The organism is Novosphingobium sp. 11B, from assembly GCF_054589055.1.
On record NZ_BAAILP010000199.1, the window covers coordinates 13,501 to 22,545 of the forward strand.

A 9,045-nucleotide genomic window follows, 5' to 3' on the forward strand; every position below is an offset into this window, starting at 1 on the left:
CCCCCTCGTCTGAGGGGGCGGGCCTTTTCATTCAGCCGACCGAAGGATCAGGCCCAGGTGGCCATTTCGGTCTCGAGGTTCTCGACGATAGCCTCGAAGAACTGCTCGGTGGTCATCCAGCTCTGGTCCGGACCGATCAGCAGCGCGAGGTCCTTGGTCATCTTGCCCGATTCGACAGTCTCGATGCAGATGCGCTCGACGGTCTCGGCGAACTTCACGACGTCCGGCGTACCGTCGAACTTGCCGCGATAGGCAAGGCCGCGGGTCCAGGCGAAGATCGACGCGATCGGGTTCGTCGAGGTCGCCTTGCCCTGCTGGTGCTGGCGGTAGTGACGGGTCACGGTGCCGTGCGCCGCTTCGGCCTCAACGGTCTTGCCGTCGGGCGAGAGCAGAACCGAGGTCATCAGGCCCAGCGAGCCGAAGCCCTGCGCGACGGTGTCCGACTGGACGTCGCCGTCGTAGTTCTTGCAAGCCCAGACGAACTTGCCCGACCACTTGAGCGCCGAGGCGACCATGTCGTCGATCAGGCGGTGCTCGTAGATGATGCCGGCGGCGGCGAACTTCTCGGCGAAGCCTTCCTTGTCGAACACTTCCTGGAACAGATCCTTGAAGCGGCCGTCATAAGCCTTGAGGATCGTGTTCTTGGTCGACAGGTAGACCGGCCAGCCCAGGTTGAGGCCGTAGTTGAACGAGGCGCGCGCGAAGTCGCGGATCGATTCGTCGAGGTTGTACATCGCCATCGCGACGCCCGGAGCCGGGAAGTCGAACACGTCGAGGTCGATCTTGTCGCCGTTCTCGCCGTCCCACACCAGGCGCAGCTTGCCGGCGCCGGGGATCAGGGTGTCGGTGGCCTTGTACTGGTCGCCGAAAGCGTGACGGCCGACGACGATCGGGTCGGTCCAGCCCGGAACCAGGCGGGGCACGTTCGAGATCACGATGGGCTCGCGGAAGACGACGCCGCCGAGGATGTTGCGGATGGTGCCGTTGGGCGACTTCCACATCTTCTTGAGGCTGAATTCCTCGACGCGGGCTTCGTCGGGGGTGATGGTGGCGCACTTGACGGCGACGCCGAATTCCTTGGTCGCGTTGGCGGCGTCGATGGTGATCTGGTCACCGGTCTCGTCGCGCTTCTCGACCGAGAGGTCATAGTACTTGAGGTCGATGTCGAGGTAGGGGAGGATCAGACGCTCGCGGATCCACTGCCAGATGATGCGGGTCATTTCATCGCCGTCCATTTCGACGACGGGGTTCACAACCTTGATCTTTGCCATTCTAAAGGGACTCCCCTGGGGTGAGAATTGCGGCAGTCTCTAGGCACGGCTGCGCCCCATGGCAAGGCCGAGACTGGGGTGTGACAGCACCGACAGCGGCTTTGCAGGCCGGGTTCGTCCCCGTGCCTGTCACTAAGTGCAGGAGAGGAGGGCAGGATGAGCGAGGAAGTGTTGCTGGCCGAGGGCGATGGCGTGCTGGAGGTCACCATCAACCGGCCCGAGCAGCGCAATGCGATGACAAAGGTGGCGGCGGCGGGAATCGCGGCGGCGATGGACCGGCTCGAATCGGCGGATCACCTGCGCTGCGCGATCCTGACGGGCGCGGGCGGCAGCTTCTGCGCAGGCATGGACCTCAAGGGTTTTCTGAACGGCGAGCTGCCGGTGGACGAGCGCGGCGGCTTCGGTGGCATCTGCACGTGGACGCCCGGCAAGCCGATCATCGCGGCGGTCGATGGGCCGGCGCTGGCAGGCGGCTTCGAACTCGCACTTGCGTGCGATCTCATCGTCGCGAACAAAAATGCACGCTTCGGCATTCCCGAGGTCAAGCGTGGGCTGGTCGCGGCGGGAGGCGGTCTGGTGCAACTCCCGCGCCTGTTGCCCCGCGCCCTGGCGATGGAACTGGCACTGACCGGCGAGCCGATCGGAGCCGAGAGGGCGCTCGAACTGGGCCTCATCAACCGCGTTACCGATGGCCCGGCGATCGAGGTCGCGCGTGAACTGGCGCGGGCGATCGCGGCGAACGGTCCGCTTGCGCTGGCGGCATCCAAGGGGATCGTGCGCGATTCATGGCTGTGGCCGATTGATCGGATCAACGAACACCAGACGCCTTATGTGGAGCATGTCTTCACGTCCGAGGACGCGAGGGAGGGCGCGCGTGCCTTCGCGGAGAAGCGCACACCGGTCTGGAAAGGCCGATAAGCGCGGTGCGCCGGTCTCATCGTCGGCGGCTGGGCAATTCTACTAGGGCCTTTGCCTAAGGGATACTCCGTTCCGGTCGCCTCGGATACGCAGAGGGCGGGTCGTGTGGAAGTATTTGCGGGAGAATATCGCAAATATTGAACAGGACCCGACAGTGATCGATGCACGCCGTTTCAATGCTATGATCCGCGAATTGCGCATGGGTTGCCGTTGAAGCCGGAAGGTCGGTGATCATGCGCCCCTCCATTCGTCCGACCCTGCAGGGATTGTCGCGCCTCTTCGGCCGCAAGCCCGACGACATCGTGGTGCGCGCCAGCGATCGGTGGGAGGTCGCACCGGGCGGCGCGGTCTACGTGAAGCCGGCGCTGATGCTCTCCAACCAGATCGAGCGCATCCGGGGGGCCGAATTCGCCACGGTGGCCGAGGTTGTCCGCGACTTTCGCGGCGGCTTCGACGTGCCGCAGAACCCGACGATGGGTTACGCCTTCCGCAAGGCGCTGGTGCTGGACGGCGTGCTCTACGCCGGTGCGGCGACGCGCCACCTGAGGCCGCGCGCGGGTCGCCGGCCGCTGGGCATGGTGCGGCGCGTGGCAGGGCGATCGGCCTTCTACGAAAGCTGGGTCGGCAATCGGTGGTTCGGTAACTGGCTGAGCGACGACTGCCTGACCTACCGCTTGGCCGAAGGCGCAGGCGTGCCGATGGCGACGTTGCCCGCGAAGGGGCACCAGCCCGATTACGAGCGCAGGCTCGGCATGGCGGCGACGCGGGCAGGGGCGGTGCTGTTCGACGAACTCGTGGTGTTCGACGACGTGCCGCACAACGATCACAAGCGGCGCCGGGCGGACGATCTGCGGCGGCGGCTCGTCGGTCACGATCGGAGCGGGCATCGCGGGGTCTTCCTCCTGCGTGGCACGACCGGCGACCGGCGGGTGCTCGGCAACGAGCGGCAGGTTGCGGAGCATCTGGCGGCGCGGCACGGCTTTCGCGTGCTCGACCCTTCGAACGCGACGCTGGAGGAGATCGTCGATGCCTGCGCGGGCGCACAGGTGGTCGCGGGGGTCGAGGGAAGTCATCTTGTTCATGGGCTGGTGATGATGCCGGCCAAGGCACGGGCGCTGGTGATCCAGCCTCCTTCGCGAGCGGTGGTGGCGCTCAAGTTGCTGACCGACCGGCAGGGTCAGGACTATTCGGTGGTAGTGGGTACGGGAGGCGACGATGTTTTTTACGCGGATACCGACGAAATCGATAGAACGCTCGATCTTGCCTGACACCGCCGCGCACAGCGAGCGCGCGCGGCGTCCCTCGGCCTGGCAGACGATGCGCGAGGATTATCGGCGGCACGGCAGTTCGGTCACCAACGGGGCGTTTATCTCGCTGTGCGTCTATCGCTTCGGCCGATGGGGGCTGCAGCGGCGCAGCGCTTTGGGCCGCAAGCTGGCCTCGAAAGTCTATGGCTTCATGAACCTGTTCGTGGCCAACATCACCAAGATCTGGATTCCGCCGCAGGTCACGATCGGCGACGCATTCCATATCGTCAACAACGAGGGGTCGCTCTCGATCCACCCCGAGGCGATCATCGGCGACCGGCTGGGGGTGATGCACAACGTCACCATCGGCACCAACATGAAGCGCGGTGTGCCGACGATCGGCGACGACGTCTTCATCGGTACGAATTCGACGGTGCTGGGCAACATCCGGATCGGGGACCGGGTGCGCATCGGCGCCAACACGGCTGTGTCGACCGACGTGCCTTCGGACTCAGTCTGCGTCGGCTCGCCCGCGCGGATCTACCCTCGCCTGGGGCCGCTCCTGTGAGCCGCGCCGTCCGCACCGTCTTCGATCTGTTCGCGCACAACCTGCCCGAACACGCGGCCAAGACGTTTCTCGTCGATCCCGACCGTAGCTGGACTTACGCCGAGGTCGCCGCCGAAGTGGAGCGCGTCTGCGCCTTCCTCGCGGCGAGCGATCTGCAGCCCGGCGACCGCGTGGTCGTGCAGGTTCGCAAGGGCATGCGCGAGGTGGCGGCGATGCTGGCGGTGAGCCGGATCGGCTGCGTTTTCGTCAACGTCAACACCGTCTGGACCGGCGAGCAACTCCACTACGTCATCGAGGACAGCGGCGCGCGCGGGGCGATCCTCGAAGGCGGAGCGGCGGCCGCGCTGCCCGGAGGCCATGCGCTGGCGGTGCTGGTCGCGGACGGGGCGCCCGCCGCAGGCATGCAACTCTGGGACGATCTGCCCGCAGCCGAGCCCGAAGTGCCGATCTCGCGCGATGACGGCGACCTTGCGGCGATCATCTACACGTCCGGCTCGACCGGGCGGCCCAAGGGGGTGATGCTCACGCACGCGAACATCGTCAGCGGCGCGCGTTCGGTCACCGCCTATCTCGAACTGCGGGGCGATGACAGGCTGCTCAGCGTGCTGCCCTACAGCTTCGACTACGGCTTCAACCAGCTCACTACCATGATGCTCGTCGGCGGCACGGTGGTCCACCAGCCCGTCGCGATGGCGACCGAGATCGTGCGCGTCATCCGCGAGCAGCGAGTGACCGGCTTCGCGGCGGTGCCTCCGCTCTGGATCCAGTTCATCCGCCTGCTCGACGCCTCGGGCGAGGTGCTGCCTTCGCTGCGGCTCGTCACCAATTCGGGCGGCAAGATCCCGCTGAACATCCTCGAGCGGATGCCTGCGCTGCTGCCGGATACGCGCATCTATCTCATGTACGGTCTCACGGAGGCGTTCCGCTCCACCTACCTGCCTCCCGAGAAGTTCGCCGCCAAGATGGGCGCGATCGGCCGCGCGGTGCCGGAGAACGAAGTCTACGTCATCCGTGAAGGCATCGGCATCGCCGGACCGGGAGAGCAGGGCGAACTCGTCCACCGCGGCGCCTTCGTCAGCCAGGGCTACTGGAACCGCCCGGACGCCACGGCCGAGAAGATCAGGCCCTGTCCCGAACTCGCCGCGCTGATCGGCGAGGAGCCGGTGGTCTACAGCGGCGACATCGTGCGCATCGACGAGGACGGCGACTTGTGGTTCGTCTCGCGCCGCGATGCCCTGATCAAGAGCAGCGGCTTCCGCATCAGCCCCGACGAGGTCGAGGACATCGTCCACCGCAGCGGCATGGCCGCCGACGTGGTCGTCTTCGGTGTCGCCGACGACCTGCTCGGCCAGAGCGTCCAGGTCGCCGCCACGCTCGCCCCCGGCGCCACGCGCGAGGGGCTGCTGGCCTACTGCCGCAAGGTCATGCCTGCCTACATGGTGCCGCGCGCGATCCATGTCTGGAGCGCGCCGATGCCGCGCACCGCCAGCGGCAAACTGGCCCGGCCGGAGGTGGTGCGCCTGAGCACGCCCTCGGCCGACCGACCGCAACTTTCGATCTAGGAGTAATGCACATGGCCCTCACCACCGACAGGATCATCCAGAACCTTCAGGCGATCTCCGGCTACGACGGGGTCGTCGATCCCGACACCTGCCTGTTCTCGTCCGGCATGCTCGATTCGATCGCGATGATCTCCCTCATAGCCTTCGTCGAGCAGGAGGCCGGGATCGAGATTCGCGCCGACGAGGTGACGCTGGAGAACTTCGACACGCCCGCGCGCATCACCCGCTTCGCCGGCGAACGGGTATGAACGCGGCGGATCGCGACACCTGGCTGGCGGCGGCGGCCGAGCAGTTCGGCACCCCGTCCTTTGTGTACTTCACCGAGGCCATCGCCGAGAGGATCGCCGCGCTCCGCCATGCCCTCGACGACCAGCTGGCGCTCAGCTTCGCGGTCAAGTGCAACCCCAACCCGGCACTGCTGAAATGGATGGTCGGGCGGGTCGACCTGCTTGACGTCTCGTCCATCGGCGAATTCCGGCTGGCGCTGCAGGCCGGGTGGGACCCGGCACTCGTGAGCTTCACCGGCCCCGGCAAGCGCGAATTCGAGATTCGCGAGGCAGTCCTCGGCGGGGTCGGCCTGCTGGTGCTCGAATCCTTGCGCGAAGCTGGAATTGCGGACGAGGTTGCCCGCGCCGCAGGCCGTGTCCAGCGGGTGCTGCTGCGGATCGCGCCCGATTCCGTCCCGCGCGGCTTCGGCGACCAGATGGCCGGGCGCCCGAGCCCGTTCGGCATTGACCTGCCCGATGCCCGCGAGGCGCTGGAGCAGATCGTCGCAATGCCAGGCCTGCGCCTTGCCGGGCTGCACATCTATTCCGGCACCCAGTGCCTGAAGCCCGACGCCATCGTCGAGAACTACCGGGGCTTCCTCTCGATCTTCGCCGACTTGTGCGAGGCTGTGGACCTCGCACCCGATAGCCTCGTCCTCGGCTCGGGGCTGGGCGTGGCGTACCACGAGGGAGACACGCCGCTGCCGCTGGAGGCCGTGGCCTCCGCGATCCTGCCCGACATTGCGAGCTTCCGCGCGGACCCGCGCTTCGCCCACACCCGGCTAAAGCTGGAACTGGGCCGCTATCTCGTGGCCGAGGCGGGCTATTTCCTCGTACGGGTGGTTTCGCTCAAGCAGTCGCGGGGCGTGTCCATCGCGATCTGCGACGGCGGCATGAACAACCACCTGCCTGCCTCCGGGCATTTCGGCATGGTGATTCGCCGCAACTACAAGATGCACCGTGTCGGCGGCGGAGCGGAGACGGGCACCTACGACGTGACCGGGCCGCTGTGCACCTCGATCGACCGGCTGGCGGGCGGGGTGGTGCTGCCGACGCTGAGCGAAGGCGACGTGATCGCGGTCCACAACAGCGGTGCCTATGGCCTGACGGCCAGCCCCATCCACTTCATCGGCCATGCGCCTCCGGCGGAACTGATGGTGGTCGATGGGGCGCTGCACGACGTCTCGCGCTTCTTCGAGACGACGACGGCGTGGCCGGGCGTGCCGTCTCCCGAAGGGCAGGACGCTCTCGCTACGGCCTGAAGATTCGCGGCTAAAGAAAAACCCCGCCTGGTCGCAAGACCGGCGGGGTTTCTGGAATGGTGGGCGTAGCAAGGATTGAACTTGCGACCCCTACGATGTCAACATAGTGCTCTACCACTGAGCTATACGCCCATTCCATTCATGGTTTCCTGCGGCGAACCGTAGGTCTCCATTAGAGCGCTCCGGTGAGTGTCCCCGCCGGAGGACTGGCCCTCTAGCTGCGCTTCTTTTGGCTGGCAAGGGCCTTGTGAGAAAAAATTTCGCTCAGAGCGTGGCGTGCTCGGCAAGGCCGAAGACGCGCTGCACTTCCATCACGATATCGCGCAGGTGGAAGGGCTTCGAGAGCACCTTGGCCTGGGGCGCCTCGCGGCTGGCACGCAGGGTCACGGCGGCGAATCCGGTGATGAACATCACCTTGGTCGAGGGCGAAATCTCGGCGCACCTTTGCGCAAGCTCGATCCCGTCCATTTCGGGCATGACGATATCCGACAGCAACAGGTCGAAATCGTCGTTCTTCAGATGGGGGATCGCCTCGGTCCCGCGATCGACCGCGACCACGCTGTAGCCCGCGTTCTGCAGCGCGCGGGCCAGGTAGGTGCGCATTGCGTCGTCGTCTTCGGCGAGGAGGATGCGGATCATCGCAGGTGTCCAGTCTTGTGCGTTGTGTTCTGGCATCGGCTTCGCCGTGCGTCTGTCCGTAGGCATACAGGGTAAGCGTTTATATTTCTTGTCCCTATTCGGAGGTGACCGGTATCGGGACGCTTTGACAGGACGGTATGAAACGCACAGCTTGAAGGGATGAGCGGGGCATTGGGTGAGAACGATTCGCAAGCCGGGTGGCAAGGTGTGGGCCAGGGTACGGGCGGCGGCCGAATTCCCGGCGCTCCCGGTGTTCCGGCGTTCTTTCTCGCCGAGGTCAACCCTTCCGCGATCCCGGTCCTGATCGCGGCGCCGCATGGCGGGCGTCATTATCCCCGGGCACTTCTCGCCGATTTTCGCCATGGTCCGACGGCGGCGCTCAAGCTCGAGGACCGTTATGTCGACCTCATGGCGCGCGGCATTGCCGAGGCCACGGGCGCGAGCCTGATCGTGGCCAACGCACCGCGCGCGATGATCGACCTCAACCGTGCGCCGGACGACATCGACTGGGAGATGTTCCAGCGCGAGGCTCGGCCATCGGAGGGTGTTCCCACGGCAAGTCGGCGTGTTCGGGGTGGGCTGGGCCTCATTCCCCGGCGCCTCCCCGTGCAGGGCGATCTGTGGCGGCGGCGGCTGGGAGCGGCCGATCTTGCCGAGCGGCTCGCCGGAGTGCACGAACCCTACCACGCAGCGATCGCCAAGGCGCTGTCGACGCTGCGCGAGCGGTGGGGGGCGGCGCTGCTGATCGATCTGCACTCGATGCCGCCGCTGCCGTCGCGGCCCGGCGTCGCCAGCGCGCAAGTCGTGATCGGCGACCGCTTCGGGGCGAGCAGCCATGGCAGCGTCGTCGCTTCCGCCTTCGCCCATTTTGCCCAGCTCGGGCGCGAGGCGGCGCACAATCGTCCTTACGCCGGTGGTTATGTGCTGGAACGGCATGGCGATCCGCGCGGCGGCATTCACGCGCTGCAGATCGAGGTGGATCGCAGCCGCTATCTCGATTCGGCGCTGGTCGAACCGTCCGAGCAGATGGGGGGGATGATCGAGGATCTGGCGGGGCTGGTGCGCCGTCTGGGCAGCGTCGTTGCGGAACTTGGGCGTGACGCGGGCGCGCAGGACTGGTCGCTGGCGGCGGAGTAGAGCGTGATTTCGTTTGACTGAAACACCGTTCGCCATACCCGCGAAGTCGGGCAGCCATCGATTATAACGCTAGAGTCGATCACACTTTAGTCAGCGAGTAATTCCCTGAGGGCATTAAAAAACCACCTCGTGCGATGCACGAGGTGGCCAAGGTTCAGGGAGGAGGTGCACAATG

9 protein-coding genes and 1 tRNA gene are annotated in these 9,045 nt (G+C 66.2%); 7 read left to right on the forward strand and 3 right to left on the reverse strand.

The annotated features are described in order from the left end of the window. Nucleotides 1–47: 47 nt before the first annotated feature. Entirely contained in the window at nucleotides 48–1,271 is a 1,224-nt protein-coding gene (locus tag ACYPYD_RS18120) for an NADP-dependent isocitrate dehydrogenase (protein ID WP_008829742.1), read from the reverse strand. 156 nt (nucleotides 1,272–1,427) lie between these two features. On the opposite strand from ACYPYD_RS18120, the gene ACYPYD_RS18125 reads away from it, so the two are divergent. The 6 genes from ACYPYD_RS18125 to ACYPYD_RS18150 all read left to right on the forward strand — a co-directional run bounded on the left by ACYPYD_RS18125 (nucleotide 1,428) and on the right by ACYPYD_RS18150 (nucleotide 7,094). Then, nucleotides 1,428–2,189 carry a crotonase/enoyl-CoA hydratase family protein gene (locus tag ACYPYD_RS18125; protein ID WP_459664627.1) on the forward strand — a complete coding sequence of 254 codons (762 nt, stop codon included), beginning with the start codon at nucleotides 1,428–1,430 and terminating at the stop codon, nucleotides 2,187–2,189. A 233-nt stretch (nucleotides 2,190–2,422) separates the two neighbouring features. Further along, nucleotides 2,423–3,457: a glycosyltransferase family 61 protein gene (locus tag ACYPYD_RS18130; RefSeq protein ID WP_036524074.1), complete on the forward strand. Its 1,035-nt coding sequence runs from the start codon at nucleotides 2,423–2,425 to the stop codon at nucleotides 3,455–3,457. After that, nucleotides 3,450–4,004, forward strand: coding sequence for a serine O-acetyltransferase (locus ACYPYD_RS18135; RefSeq protein WP_459664630.1), 555 nt, complete (start codon nucleotides 3,450–3,452; stop codon nucleotides 4,002–4,004). Before ACYPYD_RS18130 ends, ACYPYD_RS18135 begins: the two co-directional genes overlap by 8 nt. After that, nucleotides 4,001–5,566 (forward strand): AMP-binding protein, encoded by a 1,566-nt coding sequence (locus tag ACYPYD_RS18140; RefSeq protein ID WP_459664632.1) that lies wholly within the window; start codon nucleotides 4,001–4,003, stop codon nucleotides 5,564–5,566. Before ACYPYD_RS18135 ends, ACYPYD_RS18140 begins: the two co-directional genes overlap by 4 nt. An 11-nt stretch (nucleotides 5,567–5,577) precedes the next feature. Further along, entirely contained in the window at nucleotides 5,578–5,814 is a 237-nt protein-coding gene (locus ACYPYD_RS18145; RefSeq protein WP_008829747.1) for an acyl carrier protein, read from the forward strand. Next, complete coding sequence (locus ACYPYD_RS18150; RefSeq protein ID WP_459664635.1) at nucleotides 5,811–7,094, forward strand: type III PLP-dependent enzyme domain-containing protein; 1,284 nt, start codon at nucleotides 5,811–5,813, stop codon at nucleotides 7,092–7,094. The genes ACYPYD_RS18145 and ACYPYD_RS18150 overlap by 4 nt, the downstream gene beginning before the upstream one ends. 57 nt (nucleotides 7,095–7,151) lie before the next feature. Here ACYPYD_RS18150 and ACYPYD_RS18155 read toward each other — a convergent pair. Then, nucleotides 7,152–7,226 (reverse strand) — tRNA-Val (locus ACYPYD_RS18155). 132 nt (nucleotides 7,227–7,358) lie between these two features. Then, nucleotides 7,359–7,733, reverse strand: coding sequence for a cell cycle two-component system response regulator CpdR (gene cpdR, locus ACYPYD_RS18160; protein WP_008829749.1), 375 nt, complete (start codon nucleotides 7,731–7,733; stop codon nucleotides 7,359–7,361). A 159-nt stretch (nucleotides 7,734–7,892) separates the two neighbouring features. Between cpdR and ACYPYD_RS18165 the strand changes: the two genes are divergently transcribed. After that, on the forward strand, nucleotides 7,893–8,870 hold the full coding sequence (locus tag ACYPYD_RS18165; protein ID WP_459664638.1) for an N-formylglutamate amidohydrolase: 978 nt from the start codon (nucleotides 7,893–7,895) through the stop codon (nucleotides 8,868–8,870). Nucleotides 8,871–9,045: the final 175 nt, after the last annotated feature.

What these genes read in the sequence shown, in the direction of transcription:
- ACYPYD_RS18120 (WP_008829742.1), bottom strand. Translation starts at nt 1,271, where the DNA reads ATGGCAAAGATCAAGGTTGTGAACCCCGTCGTCGAAATGGACGGCGAT.
- ACYPYD_RS18125 (WP_459664627.1), top strand. Translation starts at nt 1,428, where the DNA reads ATGAGCGAGGAAGTGTTGCTGGCCGAGGGCGATGGCGTGCTGGAGGTC.
- ACYPYD_RS18130 (WP_036524074.1), top strand. Translation starts at nt 2,423, where the DNA reads ATGCGCCCCTCCATTCGTCCGACCCTGCAGGGATTGTCGCGCCTCTTC.
- ACYPYD_RS18145 (WP_008829747.1), top strand. Translation starts at nt 5,578, where the DNA reads ATGGCCCTCACCACCGACAGGATCATCCAGAACCTTCAGGCGATCTCC.
- ACYPYD_RS18150 (WP_459664635.1), top strand. Translation starts at nt 5,811, where the DNA reads ATGAACGCGGCGGATCGCGACACCTGGCTGGCGGCGGCGGCCGAGCAG.
- cpdR (WP_008829749.1), bottom strand. Translation starts at nt 7,733, where the DNA reads ATGATCCGCATCCTCCTCGCCGAAGACGACGACGCAATGCGCACCTAC.
- ACYPYD_RS18165 (WP_459664638.1), top strand. Translation starts at nt 7,893, where the DNA reads ATGAGCGGGGCATTGGGTGAGAACGATTCGCAAGCCGGGTGGCAAGGT.